The organism is Streptomyces herbicida (genome assembly GCF_032656585.1).
GTDB lineage: Bacteria > Actinomycetota > Actinomycetes > Streptomycetales > Streptomycetaceae > Streptomyces > Streptomyces herbicida.
The window spans coordinates 1-20,138 of record NZ_JAUYWJ010000034.1; the positions used below are offsets into that span (position 1 = coordinate 1).

General features: G+C 70.9%; 20 protein-coding genes. 3 read left to right on the forward strand and 17 right to left on the reverse strand.

Translation table 11 applies throughout. The features are described from left to right. The 12 genes from Q8A52_RS43680 to Q8A52_RS43735 all read right to left on the reverse strand — a co-directional run. Positions 1 to 221 (reverse strand): carboxyl transferase domain-containing protein (locus tag Q8A52_RS43680; RefSeq protein WP_316762988.1); only part of this gene is annotated, 221 nt, incomplete at its 3' end. Between the two features lie 34 nt (positions 222 to 255). Beyond that, positions 256 to 453, reverse strand: coding sequence for an acyl-CoA carboxylase subunit epsilon (locus tag Q8A52_RS43685; protein ID WP_316762989.1), 198 nt, complete (start codon positions 451 to 453; stop codon positions 256 to 258). A gap of 121 nt (positions 454 to 574) precedes the next feature. Then, complete coding sequence (locus Q8A52_RS43690; RefSeq protein ID WP_316762991.1) at positions 575 to 2,656, reverse strand: condensation domain-containing protein; 2,082 nt, start codon at positions 2,654 to 2,656, stop codon at positions 575 to 577. A gap of 289 nt (positions 2,657 to 2,945) precedes the next feature. After that, entirely contained in the window at positions 2,946 to 3,803 is an 858-nt protein-coding gene (locus tag Q8A52_RS43695) for a 4'-phosphopantetheinyl transferase family protein (protein WP_316762994.1), read from the reverse strand. Between the two features lie 38 nt (positions 3,804 to 3,841). Further along, on the reverse strand, positions 3,842 to 5,197 hold the full coding sequence (locus Q8A52_RS43700) for a hypothetical protein (protein ID WP_316762996.1): 1,356 nt from the start codon (positions 5,195 to 5,197) through the stop codon (positions 3,842 to 3,844). 11 nt (positions 5,198 to 5,208) lie between these two features. Next, the gene (locus Q8A52_RS43705; RefSeq protein WP_316762999.1) at positions 5,209 to 6,159 is read right to left on the reverse strand and encodes an aromatase/cyclase; all 951 of its coding nucleotides are present in this window, start codon (positions 6,157 to 6,159) and stop codon (positions 5,209 to 5,211) included. Between the two features lie 119 nt (positions 6,160 to 6,278). Further along, the gene (locus Q8A52_RS43710; RefSeq protein WP_316763002.1) at positions 6,279 to 7,103 is read right to left on the reverse strand and encodes an AfsR/SARP family transcriptional regulator; all 825 of its coding nucleotides are present in this window, start codon (positions 7,101 to 7,103) and stop codon (positions 6,279 to 6,281) included. 259 nt (positions 7,104 to 7,362) lie between these two features. Then, positions 7,363 to 7,986, reverse strand: coding sequence for a ScbR family autoregulator-binding transcription factor (locus Q8A52_RS43715; protein ID WP_316763004.1), 624 nt, complete (start codon positions 7,984 to 7,986; stop codon positions 7,363 to 7,365). Between the two features lie 452 nt (positions 7,987 to 8,438). Then, entirely contained in the window at positions 8,439 to 9,104 is a 666-nt protein-coding gene (locus tag Q8A52_RS43720) for a ScbR family autoregulator-binding transcription factor (protein WP_316763007.1), read from the reverse strand. 179 nt (positions 9,105 to 9,283) lie between these two features. Then, a complete protein-coding gene (locus tag Q8A52_RS43725; protein ID WP_316763010.1) occupies positions 9,284 to 10,057 on the reverse strand; it encodes an SDR family NAD(P)-dependent oxidoreductase in 774 nt (257 codons plus the stop codon). Beyond that, complete coding sequence (locus Q8A52_RS43730) at positions 10,054 to 10,806, reverse strand: HAD family phosphatase (protein ID WP_316763011.1); 753 nt, start codon at positions 10,804 to 10,806, stop codon at positions 10,054 to 10,056. The genes Q8A52_RS43725 and Q8A52_RS43730 overlap by 4 nt, the downstream gene beginning before the upstream one ends. A gap of 36 nt (positions 10,807 to 10,842) precedes the next feature. Beyond that, positions 10,843 to 12,078, reverse strand: a complete 1,236-nt coding sequence (locus Q8A52_RS43735; protein ID WP_316763014.1) for a cytochrome P450 family protein — start codon at positions 12,076 to 12,078, stop codon at positions 10,843 to 10,845. A gap of 300 nt (positions 12,079 to 12,378) precedes the next feature. On the opposite strand from Q8A52_RS43735, the gene Q8A52_RS43740 reads away from it, so the two are divergent. Then, the gene (locus tag Q8A52_RS43740) at positions 12,379 to 13,323 is read left to right on the forward strand and encodes a ScbA/BarX family gamma-butyrolactone biosynthesis protein (protein WP_316763016.1); all 945 of its coding nucleotides are present in this window, start codon (positions 12,379 to 12,381) and stop codon (positions 13,321 to 13,323) included. Between the two features lie 475 nt (positions 13,324 to 13,798). Here Q8A52_RS43740 and Q8A52_RS43745 read toward each other — a convergent pair whose 3' ends face one another. The 4 genes from Q8A52_RS43745 to Q8A52_RS43760 all read right to left on the reverse strand — a co-directional run bounded on the left by Q8A52_RS43745 (position 13,799) and on the right by Q8A52_RS43760 (position 18,202). Continuing rightward, entirely contained in the window at positions 13,799 to 14,200 is a 402-nt protein-coding gene (locus tag Q8A52_RS43745; protein ID WP_316763019.1) for a DUF6009 family protein, read from the reverse strand. Then, the gene (locus Q8A52_RS43750; RefSeq protein WP_316763022.1) at positions 14,197 to 15,714 is read right to left on the reverse strand and encodes a DNA primase family protein; all 1,518 of its coding nucleotides are present in this window, start codon (positions 15,712 to 15,714) and stop codon (positions 14,197 to 14,199) included. The genes Q8A52_RS43745 and Q8A52_RS43750 overlap by 4 nt, the downstream gene beginning before the upstream one ends. Next, positions 15,711 to 16,823, reverse strand: a complete 1,113-nt coding sequence (locus Q8A52_RS43755) for a bifunctional DNA primase/polymerase (RefSeq protein WP_316763025.1) — start codon at positions 16,821 to 16,823, stop codon at positions 15,711 to 15,713. Before Q8A52_RS43755 ends, Q8A52_RS43750 begins: the two co-directional genes overlap by 4 nt. Before the next feature lie 593 nt (positions 16,824 to 17,416). Then, positions 17,417 to 18,202 carry a hypothetical protein gene (locus Q8A52_RS43760; protein WP_316763028.1) on the reverse strand — a complete coding sequence of 262 codons (786 nt, stop codon included), beginning with the start codon at positions 18,200 to 18,202 and terminating at the stop codon, positions 17,417 to 17,419. A gap of 234 nt (positions 18,203 to 18,436) precedes the next feature. On the opposite strand from Q8A52_RS43760, the gene Q8A52_RS43765 reads away from it, so the two are divergent. Next, the gene (locus Q8A52_RS43765) at positions 18,437 to 18,583 is read left to right on the forward strand and encodes a hypothetical protein (RefSeq protein ID WP_316763031.1); all 147 of its coding nucleotides are present in this window, start codon (positions 18,437 to 18,439) and stop codon (positions 18,581 to 18,583) included. Positions 18,584 to 19,003: 420 nt separating this feature from the next. On the opposite strand, the gene Q8A52_RS43770 is transcribed toward Q8A52_RS43765, so the two are convergent. Then, positions 19,004 to 19,555, reverse strand: a complete 552-nt coding sequence (locus tag Q8A52_RS43770) for a YciI family protein (RefSeq protein ID WP_316763033.1) — start codon at positions 19,553 to 19,555, stop codon at positions 19,004 to 19,006. A 226-nt stretch (positions 19,556 to 19,781) separates the two neighbouring features. Between Q8A52_RS43770 and Q8A52_RS43775 the strand changes: the two genes are divergently transcribed. Beyond that, positions 19,782 to 20,102 (forward strand): acyl carrier protein, encoded by a 321-nt coding sequence (locus Q8A52_RS43775; RefSeq protein ID WP_316763034.1) that lies wholly within the window; start codon positions 19,782 to 19,784, stop codon positions 20,100 to 20,102. The last annotated feature ends 36 nt before the right edge of the window (positions 20,103 to 20,138 follow it).

The following is a 20,138-nucleotide window of genomic DNA, read 5'->3' on the forward strand; positions in this document are numbered from 1 at the left end:
CGGTGCCGCCGCAGCTGCTCGACCTCCTGGAAGGAACCCGGGTCCAGGAGCAGCTCGATCCGCTCCCGCGCCGTCAGCTTGCCCTTGGCGTGCTGCGCCTCGGTCGCCTTCTCGCTGGGGCCCGCCAGCGCCTGCGCACGGATGCCGTGCAGCTCTGCCACCCGGCCGCGGATGTCGGCCGGCCCGGTGTCGACCGGAGCGGAGGCAATCGTCGTTGACATGTGGTCAGGTTCCTTCCTGGAGCACCAAGATCCGTCACTGCCAGCTGCGCGGGGCCCGGTAGGAGTGCGGCCTCCTCCACCACCGGGAGCCGTTGACCGGACGCCCCGCCTCGCTCTCCTGCGCCTCCGCGCACAGCGCGAGCAGTACGACGGTGAGCGCGGCCAGTTCCTCGTCGCTCGCCTGTCCGCGCTCGATGCGCAGCGAAAGTTGTGCTTGGCCCGAATCGCTCATGTCCCCTCCTCCAGCTTTTCGGACACCGTCGAACGAGCCGCTCGAGAACCGCTCCTCCCCGACTTGAGAACCGGCGCAAAAAGGCGTTTATGCCTTATTTCAGGCATGAATTCGGTCCCCGTCACATGTCCTTGGCGCGCACGGACCGCAGCCCGCGGGCAAGAGCCTGGGCGCTCGCGATGGCACCGCCGACCCCCGTCATCACCACGGCCACGGCCGTGGCGTGCTCGGCCGCCCCGCGCCGGGCGATCTCGTAGGCGGCGCTGCCGCCCGGCCCGCAACCACCGAGGACGAGCCGGCGGTCCGGGGCGAGCATCTCGTGCAGCACGGACACCGACACCTCCGCCGGTCCCTCCATGCGCAGGGCCACGATCCGTTCGGGCCCCTGGTGGTCACGGGCGAGGACCTCGTAGGCACCGGTCGGCACACCCGGCACCCCGATCAGGCAGATGACGTCCGACAGCGGTTCCCCGGGGCGCAGCACGGCCAGGGCGAGGCCGCGCGGCGCGGGCGACCGCGGGGCCACCCGGGGCACGTCGGAGCTGCGCAGCGGCTCCAGCACATGGGCGACGGTGCACTGCAGGTCCCGGTGGTCGGGCAGGGAGCGCAGCAGTTGCACGCACTGCGACAGCGTCGCGGACGCGTCCCCGTCCGCCAGGCTCGCGCGGTCGTACAGACCGGTCAGCAGCAGCCCGCCCTCGGGGCTGTGCTGGGCGACGAGGGTGAACGGCAGGCTCGTGTCACCACTGACGCTCTGCGGGACGTCCACCTGGACGCCCTGCTCCCGCAGTTCGGCGAGCAGCGCCTCCGGCAGCTCGGGCCGGCTGTCGAAGACGACGACCGTGTCGGTCAGGTCGGCGTCCTCGCCCCGGCCGCTCCAGGCTCGGACCCGGTCGGCGGACACCCAGGCGTGCGCGATCAGGTCGAACGCGGTGTCGCGCACCTGGTGCAGCAGCTCCACCAAGGGGGCCGCCGGGTCGACGGTGACGGTCATCGGCAGCGGGTTGCCGAGCAGCCCGGGGATGCCCGCGGCGCCCTGCATCGGCACGTCCCGCCCGGACAGATGCACACCGAAGCTGACCGGCACCGGCCCCTCGGCGCCCGACGCCCGGTACAGCAGCAGGGCCCACACCACATGCAGCGCGCTGCTCTCGCCGACACCCCGCATCGCCGCCCAGGACCGCAGCCGCGCGGTCTGCGGGGGCCTGAGGCGCCGTTGCAGCCGGCCGGGGCCGGTGTGCCCGGTGGGGCCGCCGGGGCGGCCGGACCGGACGGCCACGCCGGGGGCCGGCGCGGCCGCGGACCAGAACGCGCGTGCGGTGGTGGCGTCCTGACGGGCCAGCCAGCGGGCGTGGTCGCGGACGTCGGGCCGCCGCTCGCCGCCGGGCAGGGTGCCGCCGCTGACGTAGGCCCGGAGGAACTCGCGCAGCAGGAGATGGACGCCGCGCTCGTCCAGCAGGGCACGGTGGTAGGTCAGCAGCACCCGCACCGGCGCCCGCTCCGGCGGCAGACGGTCCTGCGGCGACCAGTTCTGGGCGAACCAGTCCTGCACCGCCGGCCCCGGCGTCCCCTCCAGCAGGGTCACCCGCAGCAGGCCCGGCCGGTGCAGGTCGAAGCCCCGGGCCCGGTCCCGCTTGACCAGGTCGCCCCAGGTGACGGTGGAGTGCGCATGGTGGACGACCTCGATCTGGGCCCGGTCGTGCAGGACCAGACGCGGTGCGGCCGTCCAGTCGAACGACGCCCGCAGCACGGCCTCGCGCTCGACGAGCGACTGCCAGGCCGTGGCGAAGCGGGACGGGTCCAGCGGCCCGGACCAGTTCCAGAAGAGCTGCTCGACATGGCGGTCCGGCGATCCGGCCGCGGCCGCGAGGATCAGCTCGCGCTGGTGCCCCGTGGCCGGGACGATGCCCTCCACGCCGGGCAGCAGGGCCAGTACGTCGGCCAGCAGCTCGGCGGTGAGCGGCTCGTGTCCGCCGTCGCCCGGCTCGGCCGGGAGGAAGCTGAGGCTGTGCCGTTCGCCGTCGTCGTCGACGGTGACGGAGTACGCGCGGTGCCGTTCGGCGAGCCGGGCCGCCACGTTCTCGGCCCCCGCGGTGCCCAGCGGCCCGCACAGTTCCAGCACGACGGGGGACCGCGGCGCGGTGCCACCCGGCTCGTGGACCACGGCGAGGACGGTGTCCTCGGAAAGGTGATGGCTGCTCATCCGCTGTCCCGGGCACCGAAACCCGCCGCCACGGCGAAGAGGACCGGCTCCCTGCCCCCCTTTTCTGCTCGTTCCCGCTCCTGTTCGGATCGTTTCTGCGCGAGATACGCCGACTGCTGCGGCACACTCGGCACATACGGCCCCGCCGGACCGCGCGCCCCGCACGGCCTCGGCGGCACCCGCTCCCCGTACGGCACCGACGCCCTCGTCGGCCCCGCGGGAAGGCGTCCACGCACCCCCGCCCCGGCCGCCCGCGGGGCGCGCCCGGGCTCGGTGCCCGCGTTCCTCCTCATCGGTCGCCGGGTCTCTGCCACCCCGGAAAGCCCGGTACGCCCGCGGCCGGCGGCCCGGCCTCGGCGAACACGGCGGCGTCGTACGACGGCACCTGCCGGGCGGCCCGCGCCGGCCGGTGGGCGGCGCTCACGAGGTAGCGCCCCTGGACGAGATGGGCGGCGAACGCCCATGCGCGGGCGCCCTCCGAGTCCTCCGCCAGGGTGATGCGCCCCTCGCCGTCGCGACGGAACCCGAACGCGGCGAAGCGGCGCCGCATGCCCTGTCCGAGGGCCTTGGTGTACGCCTCCTTCAGCGTCCACAGCTGCAGCAGCCGCAGGGTGCGCTCGGCCTCGGGCAGCACGGCGAGCGCGGCCGCCTCCTCGGGCGTGCACACATACTCGCCCAGCAGCTCCAAGGGCGCCTGCCGGCCGACGGGTTCGGCGTCCACCCCGATGGGGCCCGTGCCGCTGACACCGACCACGATCAGCTCGTCGGTGTGCGCCAGACTCAGCTCGAGCTCCTCGCCGAGCCCGCGCAGATGGGGCCGCCCGCCGGGCTTGTAGGCGAGGTCGAGGGCGTCGGGAGGCACCTGCAGCACCGCCCCGGCCGTGTACTTCATGACCGCGCGGGAGACGGCGAAGCGCAGCCGCCCGGCGCTGGCACGGGTCTGGCGGTAACGCGGCCAGTCGTGCCCGAGCAGCGCACGCAGCCGCGGGTCGAGCAGAGTGACGGTGAGCCACTCGCCCCAGGTCGTGTGCACCACGGCGACCCCGGTGGACTCGACCGCGTCGGACACCGGCTCCCAGGGCCCCTCGGGACCGGCGAGGTGCAGCGGCGACGGCAGCGGCGGTGCGAGGTCCACCGGGCCGCTCACGGCCCGGTGCCCTTGTCCGTCGCGGTCCTCGGGCCCGTTCACCACAGCGACTTCGTGGCGTACACGTCGCAGTCGACGTCGCGTCGGCCGCGCTCGGCCAGCTCCGCCCAGACGTCCTCGCGCGGATCGGCCGGCACGGGCGGCCGCGGGACGCCGAGCCGTTCGGTGAGGCGGACGAGCGCGAGCAGGGCCCAGTCCGGGCTGCTGAGGAAGGTGGTGTGGTCGGCCGCCCGGCGGACGCCGAGCACGGCGGCGGCCAGCAGCACATGGGCCTGACGGTCCGCCAGCGCCCGGGCGGCGGGGTCCTCCGGCGAGGCGTCGGCGGCCTGCAGACAGGGCAGGCGCAGGGTGCGCCGCTCGGTGCGCAGCCGCCGGGCGGCGCGGGCGAGCGTGCCGTCCTCCCCCTCGGCCGGCCTGGCCGCCGCCGCGGTGGCCAGGGTGTCGGCCAGCACATGGTGGCAGCCGGTGCCCTCGGGCAGGAGGCCGGCCGGCACGGCCGGGTCGCCGATCCTGAACAGCGCGGTGGCGTCCGCCGCGGGCTCCCCGTTCCCGGCGAGCTCGGGCAGGGCGGCGACGAGCCGGGCCCGGCAGGCGGCCGGGTCGGGCCACTGCCCGCCGGCGGCGAGGTCGGCCCTCAGCTTGGCGAGCGAGCGCTGCTCGAGGCTGCCGGGCGCGAACCCGGTCTCGTTCAGGACGAGTTCGAGGTCGTTGTGGACGTCGGCCACCAGCTGCGGGACGACATATCCGACCACGGCGGTGAGCAGGGCGGTGGCCTCGGCGGGCAGGACCAGGGAGCGCAGCGCGACGGTCGTCAGGCTCTCGCAGGCCAGCAGGTCGGCGAAGTCACCGGCGAGCGTGCCGTGCCACTGCCGGGCGGCGGGTTCGTGACGGCCGAGTTCGTCGACGACGCGGGCGGCGGTGCGCAGCACGGTGCCCGTCGCCGCGATCAGCGCCGTCGGCCCGAGCAGGGCGGCCAGTTCGGCCGGCCGGCCGGGCGCCGGGCGGGTGCCGTCGGCCGCGGCGAGCAGCGGGCGGGTGCCCCAGGCGTGGCCGAGGGCCAGGTCCCGGCGGAAGAGCGGGCGCAGCACCCGTACCAGCTGGTCGGCACCGGTGTAGTGGCCGCCGGCGGCGCGGGGCAGGAACTCGGCGCGCAGGTCGGCCGGGGACGGCGGGCCCTCGGTGCCCTCCACGGCGCTCAGCGCGGGAAGGCCGTAGCGGTTGGCGGGATCGGCGGGATCGCCGAGCTGTGCCTCGAGCCGTACGGCGCGCAGCGCCACCTCCACCGGCGGCGGCAGTTCGGCGTAGGACGCCCTGCGCCGCTCGCGGGCCGGTCGTGGCTCCGCGCCGGCGGTGTCGGTGTTCTCCCCGGTCGGAGCCGGTCGGGTGAGGGCCATCGCGGGCCTCCTCATCGCAGACGGCGGACGGCGCTCTCCGCGTGCCACTTGGCCAGGCCCAGCGCTTCGGTGCTCGCGCGGCCCAGCCACTCGCGCACATACCGGCGGGCGTCCGCAAGGGTGGCTTCCTCGCCCAGGACCGGGGCCACGGCCTCTTCCCTGAGCAGAACGTGGTGGGTGCAGCCGACCCGCACCCCGGACTCTTCGGGCAGCAGGTACCACTCACCGGCGTGCGCCGCGATCAGTTCGGGCGTGACCGTCTCCTTGAAGACGATCCGCCCGGCGTGCGGGAAGCACAGGCGGACGGCCTCGACGGTGACGGTCTCGCCGGTCTCCTCGGCACAGGTGTCCATGGCGGCGAGCTGCACGCCCGGCTGGTCCTCGGTGACGCTGGTCCACTCGACGTGCGGGACGGTCTCGGCCCAGTTCTCGATCCGGTAGAGGAAGTCGTAGACGAGCTCGAAGGGACCGTCCACCAGCACGCTGTCCTCGAAGGACAGCAGCAGTTCGTCGAGTTTCTCCCAGTGCTCGGCCATCTCCCGGACCCCGTCCAGCTGGGCCCGGAGTTCGGCCTCGGGATCGTGCGCGGTGGACCGGTAGGGTCCGGCCGGCGGCAGGTCGTGCCTCAGGGTGACCAGGGAGCTCTCGTCGTCCTGGGCCTGCACGGTCCAGGCGCCGGTGGTGGGCGCGTCCGGCCAGAAGGTGTCCTGCTGCTCGAACTCGATGGACCGCGACTGCGGTTTGAGCACCCGTCGGGTGCGTGAGGAACGGACGTGGTCGGCCGTCACGTCCCACATGCGCAGATGCTCGGTGACCCCGTCGAAGTCCATCCGCTCGACGTGGACGTGGGAGGAGAGGAACACCGGCCAGCGCACGGCGTCGGCGAGCATGCCGTAGACGACACCGGCGGGGGCGGCGACGGAGATGGTGTGCTGGGCCGAGTGCCCTCGTTCGGACGGCATGCCGATCCCCCCTCCTCCGTGTGTCCTCAAAACTGCGTCGTGCGCCTAGAGCGGTGCTCGAACAAAGACGGAGGTGGCGCTCAGGTCGCACTCGGCCGGCCGGGCCCGGTGACGCCGGGTCAGCCGATGGCCGTGAGCCGTCCGGACCCGGAGGCGGGCGGTACGACGCCCTCCGGCCCGGCCATGAGGATGGAGCGCTGCAGCTTGCCCAGTGCGGGCGACGGCTCGAGACCCAGGGTGCGCACCAGGGTGGCGCGCAGCCGCTGGTAGGCGTCCAGCGCCTCGCCGCGGCGCCCGGAGCGGTACAGGGCCAGCATGTACTGGCCGCACAGGCTCTCGTGGGTGGGGTACCGGCTGACGAGCACGGTCAGTTCGGCCAGCAGCTCACGGTGCCGGCCGAGCCGCAGGTCGGCCTCGATGCGCTGGTCCAGCGCGCACAGCCGGCTCTCCTCAAGCCGTTTGGTCTGCGTCTCCAGATGCGTTCCGGCGTGCACGTCGGCGAGGGCGGGGCCGGTCCACAGCGCGAGCGCCTCGCGCAGCCGCTGGGCGGCGCCGGGGTAGTCCTCGGCGTCCATGGCCCGGTATCCCATGCCGGCCAGCCGCTCGAACTCCCGGACGTCGCTGGTGCCTCCGCCGCTCTTGAGCAGATAGCCGCCGGGCACGGTCAGCAGGACGTCCTTGGCCGAACGGCTCTCTTCCGCGTCCCCGCTCTCCAGGGCTACGGTGATCAGCTCGCGCAACTGCAGGATGTAGGTCTGCAGCGTGGGGCGGGCACTGCGGGGCGGCTTGGCGCCCCAGAGCTCCTCGCTCAGTGTGTCCACGTGCACGACCTGGTCGGCGCCGAGTGCGAGCAGAGCTAACACCTGGCGCGGTTTGGGTGCCGTCGGGGTGATCGAGACGCCCTTCTCGCGTACGGCGAGTGTGCCGAGTATGTCGATGTCCACGCCGTCTCCCCGTCGCTGCTGGCTGCCTTAGAGCGGTTCCCTAGCAACCCGAGTAAAAAACAGCACGGGCGGTATGTCAATACCGTACCGGCCTCCCTGCTTACCCTCTATCCGTACGCGAGACCCGCTCAAGACGGTAGGGATCTTCCCTGCTTACTTGGACAAATAGGGCACAAAAACCGAACAAGTAGGTCATTTACGCCTGAGTTTGACTGGACCATTACCGAACTATGTGCGCGGTTTTTGTTAAGGCCCCTGTTCACTCGGAGTCGGCCTCACCCATTGGCTTGACCAAAATCTTCTGGGGCGAGGCCGCCAGACGCGGCAGGATGAACGACCAGAACCGGGCCACCCGCTCCCTGGACAGCCACTCGCCGTCCACTTCACCGAGCGCCTCGAAGCCCACGGTCGCCGCGACCACGGCCGCCGCCGCGTCCTCGGGCGCGACGTCGGCCGCCAGCTCCCCCGCGTCCTGCGCCTGGACGACGAGATCGTGGACCCAGGCGCACCACCACTGGGGCACCCCCGCCCCGCTGTTGCGCGACGGGTCGGTGCCCAGCTTGAAGCCCGCCCTGACGACGGGGTCGGTGGCCACGGCGGCGAGCAGCCGGCAGGTGGCGTTCACGAGCGACTGCAAGAGGGTGTCGGCCGAGGACAGGCAGCGTTCGGCCATCTTCTCGATGGAGTCCGCCGCGGCTCCCTCCACCTCCCTGGCCAGCGCGTCCTTACTGGGGAAGTGGAAGTGCAGGGCCCCGGTGCTCACTCCCGCGCGTTTGCTGATCACGGGCAGGGTGGCCAGCGCGTACCCCTCGTCGGCGAAGACCTCGGCCGCTGCGAGGATGAGGGCCTGGCGCGTACGAGCCGCGCGCACCTGCTTGACCATCGGTGTCCTCCTGGGGCTGGAGCGGAACACGGAGTGCATCAGTCCGCTTCCCTCAGGGGCGTGCGGCGTTCCGTTTCAGGACATTAGCAAACCGCATGATTGGTAGGTTTGCTAGGGTGGGAGTTGTACAACACTTGCGCGGGCTTGGTAGTCACACACCGTCAGACACCCTGCTCGTGCGGTGTGGAGCCGTCGGTGATGTTGCGTGCGAGCGGACCAAGGTCCGCCTCACAGCCGACTCACAAAAGAGCACGTACGGTTTGCTACCCCGTCCGGATGGGCCTCATGGCGCGATCCGCACGCCCGGGTCGATCCGTCGAACGGATTCCGCATCGCCAGCGGGAACCTTCACGCTCGGCACAGCAAACCAGACGTCAGGTTTGTTGATGGGCCGAAACCCCCCGCAGACGCGCCGGGTGCCGCGGTCTGCGGGCGCGGCAGCCGACGCTGCGTCAGGCCTCGGAAGCCGCGAGCGCGGCCTGTCGGACACGCTCGGCTTCCTTAATGACCCGGGCGCCTCGGTCGGGCGCGGTGTCCAGCCGGATCAGTGCCGCGGGTGTGGCGATGGCCGGCAGCATGTGGTTGTACAGGACAGAGACCCGATCGCTGAGGTCCGCCCAGTTGGAGTTCGCCTCGGAGAACATCTGGGTCCCCAGCCATGACCCGAGGAAGCATTCAGCCGTCTCCTGGGGGACGACGTGGGGCAGTACTTCGCCCCGCTCCTTGGCATCGGTCAGCAGCTTGGTCGACAGTTCGATCCAGGCCGGCCATGCACTGCCGAACAGGGTGCGGCCCTGCATGTCGCCAGAGAGGCGTATGCCCGCCAGCAGGATGACGTCCTTGGGGATCTGATGGGCCAGCGTCATGCCGATGTCCACCCACTCCTGGAGCTTCAGCTCGCGCGGCACCCAGTAGTCGTTGTCGATCTGGGCTCCGATCACACCGCGCGCCAGAGCATCCTTGGAGTCGAAGTGGAAGTACAGGGCGCCCTTCGTCACTCCGGCCCGTTCGAGGATCTCCGCGATGGTCGCCGCCGCGTACCCGCGTTCGGCGAAGACCGCGGCTGCGGCCTCGATAACAGCACGACGGGTCCGTACTGCACGTTCTTGCTGTGCCACGCGACCCTCCTCCATTGAAAACAAAACCGAACATGACGTACGTTACCCCACTTCGACCGCGCTTACCCGGGGGTGGACGGGAAGGAATCCCATGATGGCCGGGAGTCGTTGGGCGACGCATGTGACGGGCGGGGCCTGTGGGGCCGGGCAGCCGCCGCCCGTCACTTTCCTCCCAGTGTTCACCAGGCGGTGCGGCCTCCATCCACGGGAAGTGTCGCGCCGGTGACGAAGCTCGCCTTGTCACTGCACAGCCACGCGGCGGTCTCCGCCACTTCCTCCGGCTCCGCGGCCCGCCCCTGCGGCGCGGACCGATAGGCCTTCTCGGCCGCCGCGGGCGACACGGCGAACCACTCGTCGATCATCTCCGAGCGGGTCAGGCCGGGGGCGATGGTGTTCACCCGTATCCCGTGCGCCGCGTACTCCACGGCTGCGGCCTTGGTGAGCCCGATCACCGCGTGCTTGGAGGCGATGTAGGGGGCGGCTGTCGACGAGGCGACCAGCCCGCCCACGCTGCTGGTGTTCACGATCGCCCCTCCCCCGCCCTCCACCATGACCGTGATCTCGTGGCGCATGCAGTTCCACACGCCGCGCACGTTCGTCTCCATGACCAGTTCGTACGCCTCGTCCTCGAGGAGGTGCAGGGGCACCTTCTCCACCCCGACACCGGCGTTGTTGAACGCGGCGTCCAGGCGGCCGTAGTGCTCGACCGTGTGCTGCACGGCGCGCCGGACCTCGTCGCCGCGGCGCACGTCCATGGCGTGAAAGCTCGCCTCGGCACCCGTGCGGCGCAGTTGGGCCACGACGTCCTTCAGCCGGTCCTCGCGCCGGGCCGTCAGGACGACGACGGCTCCCTGCCGCGCGAACACGCGTGCCGCAGCGGCTCCGATGCCACTGCTGGCGCCGGTGATGAGGACGACCTTGCCCGCCAGTGGTGCAGTCTCCGCCCCGGTCACGACCGCACCTGGGCCGCTCTGGCAGCGAGGTGCGCCGGGGTCCGGTCGCCGTGCCGCCACACGGTGCGCTCGGCGGCCTCGGCATCGAGGGCGCAGAGCATCGTCTCGTCGATCTCGGACAACTCCTGCACCAGGTACCGGACGCCGGCCCGCTGCATGAGCTCCCGCTGGAATCCGTGTACGAAGGGGCTGGGGTGTCCGATGAAGGGCACGTCCAGTTCCCTGGCCCGCTCGGCCACGGAGGCCGCGTCGTCGATGAAGAGCGCCTGGTGGGGGGCGAGCGAGAAGAAGTCCCGGGTGATCTCGCGGATGCCGGGCCGAAAGGCGTTGGTGCAGATGTAGCGGGGCTCGCTGAAGTACGTGGCCCACGGCCCGAGGTGACGCTCGAAGTGGCTCTCGTCCAATCCGCCGTAGCACACGAGGTCCAGGCCAAGCGGACGCAGCCGCTCCAGGAGGGCGACCGCTCCGTCGAGCAGCCGTACCGGCTGGTCACGAAGGTAGCGCTCGCGTTCCGCGAAGTAGGCGCCGAGCACCTCCTGTGGAGGGGCGGTGATGCCGGTGACCTTCACGAACACCTCGGCGGCGGCAAGTTGTGGCTGGGAGAGCAGGGCCCGCTCGAGTTCAGGCGTGTACTCGACTCCGTGGCGGGCGACGAGCCGGTGGATGACCGGGCTGAAGGTGTCGTTGAGCAGGACGCCGTCGATGTTGACGGCGGCCAGGCGGAGCGTGCTCAGTGCGGGGTGTGACACGGGGAGACCTCCCTGTGGTCGCGGGACGGGCAGCGCTCATGAACGGGGTGTCAGCAGCACCGGAAGTTCCGTGTGGCCGCTGGAGATGAAGGACTCGAACAGCCCCAGCTCGCGGGGATCGGCGGCCAGTTCGAGGTGCGGGAACCGCTCGAAGAGGGCGGGCAGTGCGATCGTCGCCTCGCTCATGGCCAGGGGGCGGCCAAGGCAGTGGTGGACGCCGTGGCCGAAGGACAGGTGCTCGTGGCGCGTGGGGCGGGTGGCGTCGAAGGTGTCAGCGTCGGGACCGTGCGCGCCGGGGTCGCCGCCGGCGGCAACGAGCGACAGAAGGATCGGCTCCCCCGCGGGGATCACGGTGCCGTCGAGGTCGAGGTCCTCGACGGCGAACCGGAGCGGGATGTTGGCCACCGGCGCCTGGGACCGCAGCGTCTCGTGGACCACCGCCTCCCAGGTGACGATCCCTTCCCGCACCAGCCGGAGCTGCTCGGGATGGCTGAGCAGGGCGCAGATGGCGTGGTCGAGGAGGTTGACGGTCGTCTCGTGTCCCGCCCCGATGATCAGCAGAAGGGTGTCTATGAGTTCCTTCTCCGTCAGTCCGTCCCCATCCTCGTCGCGCATGGCGATCAGGGCGCTGGTGAGGTCGGTGCCCGGGTGGACGCGCTTGCGCCCGACGAGGTCGTTCATCAGTCCGTACAACTCGGTCTGATTCTTCTGGGCCGTCTCCGGAGTCGTGGTGGTGGTGAACAGCACGTCCGTGACCCGGTGGAGGTCGTCGCGCTCACGGTCGTCCAGGCCGAGCATCTCCGAGATCACGCGGATGGGCAACTCGTAGGCGAACTCCTTGCGGATGTCGACAGGTTGGGCGGGGGGCAGGCCTTCCAGCCGGGTCAGCAGCTCGGCGGTGATCTCGACAATGCGCGGTCTGAGGTCCACCGTGCGCCGGGCGGTGAAGGCGCCGGCGACCAGCTTGCGCAGCCTGGTGTGCTCCTCGCCATAGGCGGTGAGCATGCTGCGCACCGACACCCACATGGCCAGCGGCCACGAGTCGTCGACCTCGTCGTTGATCCACGCGGGCCAGTGGCGGTAGGCGTCCTTGGACACCCGCGGGTCGGCCAGCACCTGCTTGATCAGGTCGCCCCGGTTCACCGACCAGGCCAGCACGCCGCCCGGCAGGGCGACTTGGACGACGGCGCCGAGTTGCCTCAGCCGGGCCGCCTCGCCGTGCAGGTCCTGGCCGGAGGGGTCGAGCACAACGGGAACGGACGGATTCTGCACTTGCTGCCTCCAAAGTGGCGATCAAGCGTGGAGATAAAGAAAACCGCTGAACAGGTTTTTTACTGGCCGCTCTAGTCGATCGCGCAGCGGCCGGACGTACCGATTTGTTCTTCAATACACTGAACGTCGCTTAGATCAGGCTCGGTTGATACAGGATCAAACCGCCCGAAACGGAATCCTCGATTCAAGCGCTCTTCGGACACTTGACCAATCCTTTACCTGGCTGGCAATATAAGAAAACCGGTAGGTCCGTATCTTATTAGCTGTCGTCGAACGAAGTTTCAAGACGGGGGGTCTCCGATGGGTCTGCCCACCAGCCAGAGCACAGTCGAACTGCCCGTACTGCCCCGACTGACCACGACGGTCCCCAGGGAGTACGTTCACCGCGCAAGCCTCGCGGAGGTCTTCCTCACGGGCTGCACAACCCACGACGACCTGCGGTTCTCCCTCACCGGTCAGTGGCCCCGGGCGCACACGCTCTTCACGAGCCCCGACGGGAGCAGTCACGATCCCCTGCTCACCGCAGAGACGTTTCGGCAGGCCGGCATGTTCCTCGCCCACGCGGAGCTCGGCGTACCGCTCCACCACCGCTTCATACTGGGGAACCTCAACTACACGACGGCCCTGCAGAACCTGCGGATCGCGCTCAGCCCAACGGACTTCGACCTCGAGGCCAGGTGCACGGAGGTCGCCTGGCGCAGGAGCACGGCCAGTTGGCTCCAGCTGGAGCTGTCCGTCCGGCGGCAGGGCAACGTGGTGGCGCACGGCTCGGGAAGCTTCTACGTGATCCAGCAGGGCGTCTACAAGCGGCTGCGCGCAGCCCGTCGGCCGTGGTCGGGCCCCGCCTTCGACATCCGGGTGGACCGCGACCCGCTCCCGCCGGCGACCGTGGGCCGCACCTCCACGGCCGATGTGGTGCTGTCGGCCACCGACTCGCCCACCAGCTGGCTGCTCACGCCGAGGCTCGACCACCCGATCCTCTTCGACCACGCCGACGACCACCTGCCCGGCATGGTCCTGCTGGAGGGCGCACGGCAGGCGGCCTCCGCCCTGGTGACGCCCCGGACGATGACCCCGGCGAGCGCGTCCACCTCGTTCCGTCGCTACGTCGAACTCGACCGGCCCTGCTGGATCGACATCACGCGGGTGTCCCCCGAGAGCGGCGGGGTGATGACTGTGGAGGTCACCGGCCGTCAGGACGACGAGACGGTGTTCACCTCGACGATCAGCGGGCCGGTCGGATGAGGGTGACAGCCACGGCATCGTCACGCCCACTCCCCCGCCTGCGAGACCCCGGAGACCGCCGCGCCGCGCGCGAACCCGGCCCTTCCGTGCACGAGAAACTCATGGGCGGGCCTCCCCCTGCGTGGCCTGCGTTTGAGTGACGTGCAGCGGACTGCAAGTCCGCTGCACGTGCACATTAGCGTGCAGCGGTCCCATCCAATAGAGGATTAATACCGGAAGGTCTGTTGTTAACGTGGGTGTCGCCAGGCGAGTTGCGCCAAACGCAACCGGCCGGCCGGGATCGACCGCACCCCCGCGCAGACCGGAGCCGGCGGGTACGAGGGCGTGGCCCGGCTCCCCGCAGGGGCCGGCGGCCGCCGTACCTGATGCGCCGTGACAGCGGCCGCCGTGCGGACCACGCCCCTGCCGCGGCCGACCACGACGCCTATTACGGCGTAATGGCCCCGCCCGGGACGGCTCTGTCGGCACACCCGCCCTACAGCGGCAGCGTCAGCCCTCGCTCCCGCACCTCCGGTGAGGTCGGTCCGCCCTCCGAACGCTCCGTCTTGCGCCCCTTCTTGCCCGGTGCCAGCGTGCGCGGGTCCACGGCCTCGGCCGGCGCCCCGGTCGCGTACAGCCCGTCGGGGACGGCGTCCCTGTCGTGCGGCAGCAGCCAGAACACCCGGCGGCGGAAAGTGCCCGAGGACCGTGACGGCTTGGCGCTGGGACCGAGCAGGGCGTAGCCGACCATACGTCCGTCGCGGTGGTAGGCGGGCCTGCCCTTGCGGGTGGGCAACCGGTCCAGGCTCTGGCGTACGTAGTCCAGTTCGGTGACGTCCTCGAGCCAGACGAAGTCGACCTCGTGGATGATCTCGTCCTCTCCTATGAGGGCGCTCATGCTGTCTCCTCGTCGGCGACCAGTCCGATGCCCGGGTAGTACTTGCGCTGGTTGGACAGGATCATCTCCTTCGGAGACGCCAGTCCCACCACCTCTCGGACCCGCGCCGCGAAGGCCCGGGACGATATCGCCGGAGCCCCCTCATTTTGACACCACGTCTTGTAGGCCGCGTAGAGCTGAGCCTGCTCCGCCCTCAGATCCGGCCCCAGACAGCACTCCTCCGACAGGAACCGCCCGGTGTGGTCCTCGGTCTCCGCGTACGCCGTGGTGGCGATGCGCACCCGCTCCGGGCCGGTGAGGTCCTTCTCGCCCCGCAGATAGCGGCGGGCGCCCAGGATCAGCCAGTTGAGGATGCCCGGCCCCTCCTCGGTGACCAGGACGTCCGCCAGGTTGTCGATCTTGCGGTCGTCGGACACGACCCGCTCGAACGGGATCAGCCGCATCCGGCGCCAGAACGCGAAACCGCCGGTGCCCACCTCGGGCCGGTGGTTGCCGAGCAGCCAGAGCTTGTGGGTGGGCTGGAAGCTGAAGAAGTCCTGCCGCATCCGGCGTGCCTTGATCCGGTCGCCGCCGGTCAGCAGCTTCACCCGCGCCTCGTCAAACCGGTCCCCGGGCTTGACCTCGCTGCACACGATGACCCGCCGCCCGTGCAGCTCGGCCAGGTCGGTCGGATGCCCCTCGTACGGCCGGGCCATCAGGAACCCGGGCGGCGCGGCGTCCGCGTAGTCGCCGACGAGCTTCATCAGCACGTCCAGGAGCACCGACTTGCCGTTCTTGCCGGAGCCGAACAGGAACGGCATCACCTGGCCGCCGACGTCCCCGGTGATGGAGTAGCCCAGCAGCAGATGCAGGAAGTCGATCATTTCCGCGCCCTCGGGCCCGTCGCCGAAGGTGTCGGTGAGGAACCGGTCCCAGCGCGGGGTCGGCATCGCCTGCGGGCCCGCGGTGGTGGAGCGGGAGTGGAAGTCCTTGTCCGGGTCGGGCGTACGGATCAGACCGGTGCGCAGGTCGACGACGCCGGCCGGGGTGCACAGCGCGTAGGGGTCGGCGTCCAGCCGGGCGGCGTTGAGCACCATGCCCGGCGCGGACTTGGCCTGGGTGAGCATCGCGTTCATGCCGCTGGTGCTCAGCGCGCGCCTGCGGTGCTGCTGCAGCGCGGAGGCACTGTAGGCGCCGCGCGGGTCGTCGGTCGCCAAGGACTCGGCCAGGTCTCCCGCAGCCCACATCACCGTGTCGTCCTCGTCGATCTGCCAGCGGGTGCTGTCCCAGCGGTACCAGCCGAGCCCGGGCACGTGCCGGTAGTCGTTGGAGTACAGCTTGACGAACAGTTTGGCATTGCCGCGGTCGCTGAGGGTGTCCGGCAGCAGCCCGTCGGCGGTGGCCTCCCCGTTCCCGCCCCCGCCCGCGCCAGGCCGCTGCTCGACGGCCTGCCTGGGCACCTGCGTGGCGGGCTGGGCGAGGATCTGCGCGGCGACCGCCTGGGCGTCGAAGAGCGCGTTGTCGTCGGCGGTCACGCGCGGCCTCCCGGCGACAGCGGCCGCTGCCGACCCGCGCTCAGACCGGAACGGATGATGGCGCGGTAGCGCCGCTGCTGCCCCGGCCGGGCATGTTCTGCGGCCTGGTCCAGCACCCGCTCGGCCTCCTCCTCGGTCAAGTGCCCGGCGGCGACCAGTCCCCCGGCGGTGTAGGCGGCCCGGTTGAGCTTCTCGGAGAAGCCCGCGCCTTCGGACACGGCGGCACAGGCGGCCACTTCGGCCAGTACGGCGGTCAGGGCCCGGCCCGCGGCCGTGTGCCCTCCCCCGGCCGCCAGCACGGCCTGCCGGGCCCGCGGCGGCACCGGGCGCGGCACGGGCACGTGCGCGGGCGGCAGATGCCCGGTGCGCTCCAGCTCGCGGGCCAGCCAGCCGGGCAGCGGCGCGGGCTCCCGCACCGGTCCGACGGGCTCGTACACGCCCGCAGCGGTCACGGTGCCCGGGGCGACGATGTACCCGCCGTGCGCCCGTACGTCGACCTGCCAGGCCAGCGAACGGCCCCCGCCCGAACCGGTGGAGCACTGCCAGCGCTGCCCGCCCTGGGCCCGGTACCAGACGTGCAGGCCCCCGGAGGGCGTGCGCACGCGCAGGGTGTTCTCGTCGTCCGCGGGGCTGCGCTCACCGCGCAGGGCGGCCAGTACGCCGATGGTGTGGAAGCCGTTGGCGAGCCCGGTCAGATCGACGCTGGCGGAGATCTCGATGCCCGGCAGCAGCCGGTCCCGCCCGGGCAGCTCCTGGGCGTGCGCGTCGATGTCCACGACGACCAGACTCGCGGGCCCGCACGCGATTCCCACGCCGAAACGCGGGTTGGCTCCCCACCACTGCTCGACCCTCGCGTAGTCGAGGGTGGCGGCGTGGAACCCGTGGCACCAGCGACCGGCGGCCGGGCAGCCGCAGTCCCGGTGGGTGTGCCCGGGCTCGCGGCAGGCCTCGCAGTTGCCCGCGGGGGTCTTGCGCCCCGGCGCCAGCGGGTGGACGGGCCAGCCCCGGCCGACGCACCACCGCGCCGTCGCGAGCGATCTGGCGGCATCGTGCGGCTCGGGCGACGGCTGCCTTGAGTCGCTGCGCGGAACCCGCAGCTCAGCAGGCATCCACATCCCCCATCAGCGACTGAAGCGACTCAACGACTGAGACAGATTAGCGAACCACGAAGACAGAAGGGGACACAGGGAAAACAAAAATCCCTGCGTGTGTCGCCCGGTCGCTCCAGCGACTGAACGCAAATCCTCCAGCGACTCAAGCCACTTCGGTCGCTGTCTCAGTAGCTCAACGAAGCCGCAGGTCAAAGGGTACGCACACCCCAAAACAGCGACTGAAGCGACTCAAGGTCCCTATATATGACGCCCACACGCGCACACGCGCACGCGCGAATGTCTTCATATACCCGGACCTTCGGTCGCTTCAGTCGCTGTTTTACCTCCGACACCCCGTCTGACCAGGCCTTTTATCTCAGCGACTGAAGGCGACTCAAGGGATCCTCAGTCGCTCCCCTTCAGTCGCTGCCCACGCCCCCACCATCCGAGAGCTCCATTCCGGCAGCGACTGAACGCGCGAAGCGACTCAAGCGACCCTGCAGCGAACCTGGACCCGCCACCCCTCCCCCACCGCTCGGACTCCGGGACCCAACCCCGTCCCACAGTCGCTTCGGTCGCTTCGGTAGCTGCTGCTGCCGCCCGGGCTCTGGTCATTGAACGCCCGGCCCGAGCCCGACCCAGAGGTCGTCGCTCTCGTGGATGACGTAGAGCGGATCGGTCCTGGCCTTCCAGTCGACGGGAACGACGTAGTAGTGGCCGCTGCGTTGGATCAGGAGCCGCAGTCCCGTATAGCGGTAGGGCATCCGCAGGTCCTTGCGCGCAAACTTCTCCTCCTGGACCCCGGGCGGGGGCAGGCTCAGCGGCTCGGTGCTGAGGAGCATCACGCTGGGCCAGCTCCGCACATGACTGGCGTGGACCCTGGCGTCCTTCTCACCGAGCTGCAACGCGGTCTCGGTGAGCGCCCAGAACAGGCATACCGCGGCGGCGAAGAAGAGCAGGCCTCGACGGCCCGTTCCCCCTGGCCGGCTGCCCTCGGCGTGGGCGGCCAGGCCCAGCAGGAATCCGACCGCGAGCGTGAGCGGAGCGGCCCATTCGTACGGCTGGATCCGTGACCAGAAGACCAGCAGGACCAGTCCGGCCGCCAGGACCACCGGGTAGAGCCGTGCCACCGGATCCAGGGCCGCGAGAGCCCGTCGAGCAGGCTGCCCGGACAGTGGACGCCGCATCACGTACCAGGGAGCGGTCGCCGCGATCAGCACGAGGACGGCAGCCACGAGAACCGGAGACCGCAGCAGCTTCAGGCTCTGGAGCACCAGCGGAGCGAAGCCGAAGTCGAGGGAGTAGATGGAGAGATGGAAGTAGCCGTAGTACTGACTGCTGTACATCGCTCCCAGATAGAACATCAGCGCGGCGATGACGGATGCCTGCGCAATCACGGTCTTGAGAAGCGCCGTCGGGCTGGCTGGCCGACTCCTGACGCCTGTCCGCCCGAGCTGGGGAGGCAGGTCCTCCGTGGGCTCATTCATGTGCCATCAGAGGGGGGAACCTCGGGAACGACCGGAGGAGAAGGTGGAGGCGAAGGTGGAAGCGAGGGCGTGGCGGACGGGGCGAGGCTGGGACCGTCGTCCTGGTCGCAGTCGGTGCATGTAGGTGGAGGCGGCGGTGACGGGATGACGGTGCCGGCTGCGGACGATGACGCCGGCCTCGGCGAGGGGACGGGGGCGGTGCCGGACAAGGACGGCGATGTCGTCGAAGGCGAAGGCGACGACGACGAAAACGCCGGGGTGCTGGCGGAGGGACTGTTGTCCGGCTTGTGATCGGAGGAACGGCAGCCGACGGCCACGAAAACCCCCGACAGGGCGAGCATGCAGACGACGACCATTCGTCCAGCCTTGCCCGACATGCGCCCTCCTTCGTTGCGTGCGAGAGTAACGCCGTCCAGGCAGCCGAACGGGACACCCGCACAAGGAGCCGTGCCGCGTCATCCGAGCGGCGGACACTGCAGTCGCGGCTCCTATTACGCCGTAATAGGAGCCGCGATGATCATTCCGAGCCCGAACAGCCAGTTGGTCAGGCGTTTGGGATCAAGGTCCCGGCGTGACAGCGCGGCCGCCACGCCGGCCGTCAGGACGATCACCGCACCGGCCCGAGCAGGGCCCAGGCGGCCCGGTCGAGATGGGTCCTACGTGCACATTGGGTGGCAACGGCTGAGCGATCAGCATGCACACCGCCCCCGGTCAAGACGGCCGCCCGCCGAACTCCCAGTCGTGCACCTCGATATCGGCGTACCGCTCCGCGGTCAGGATGGCGCGTGCCGTCACCGGGTCCGGCGCCCGGACCAATGCCGCCGTGCCCAGCCAGGTGGCGCCGTCGTCGGACAGCAGCGGCCCGTAGGCGATCAGCTCGTCCTGACCGGGCGGCACCGCGAGGTCGGCGGCCTGCCCCGTGCCGAGTCCGAGCACCAGGTACTGGTTGCCGCCGGTCCGGCCGCCGGGGAAGTCCCACATGGTGCGCCCCAGCATGTTGCGCCACCGCCGCAGCAGCACATCGCGATAGACGCCTGCCTGATAGTTCGGCTCGTCGAAGGCGAAAGCGCGAGCGGCGGCGGTATCGGGCAGATCGAGAATGTGCACGCTTCCGGTGACGGTGTCGTCGTCGGCGGTGAAGGTCGGCCCCCGGGCGATCATCTCCTTCGCGTACCGGTCCATGTAGGACCAGTGCTCTTCGAGCAGTTCGTCGCGCAACGGCAGGGAGCCGGGCCTGTCGCGGTGATAGCAGAGGAACTCCATGCCCACAGCCTCGCCGCAAGGAGGCGACCGGGTCGAGCGGGTTTCACTGCACCGGCCACCCGACAGCCTCAGGGCTATTACGACGTAATAGCCCCGCCCCCTCCGCTCTCCCCTCCCCCACCCCGCTCCACACCTGAGCGCCCATCCACGCGGACTCAAGTCCCCCCGGCCAGGCTGCTCGCGGAAACGCGGCACACCCGCCCGGCAGCCGGAAGGAAGCCCGCCGATGGCCTCAGCACCGTGGAACTCGACGTTCGAGACCGTCCTTCAGCGCGGCCTGCCCGGTCTGGGCAAGGACAAGGCGCCCGCGGCCGATGAGCCTCTGGAGACGTACGGCCTGGACTCCCTGGCCCTCATCGGTATCGTCAGCGCACTGGAGTCCGCGTTCGGCATCAGTCTCGCCGGCCAGGTCGTCGTCCCCGTCCGCACCCTGACCGCCGGTCAGCTGTGGGGCATCGTCTCCGCGGCGCTCCAGCCCGCCTGGGACACCTCGCGCCCCGCCTCCCGCCGCGCCCCCCAGGGCCCGAGCCCGTGGGCCATCGCCTGACGGTCCCCCACTCCCCCAGCGCTCCACCCCATTACG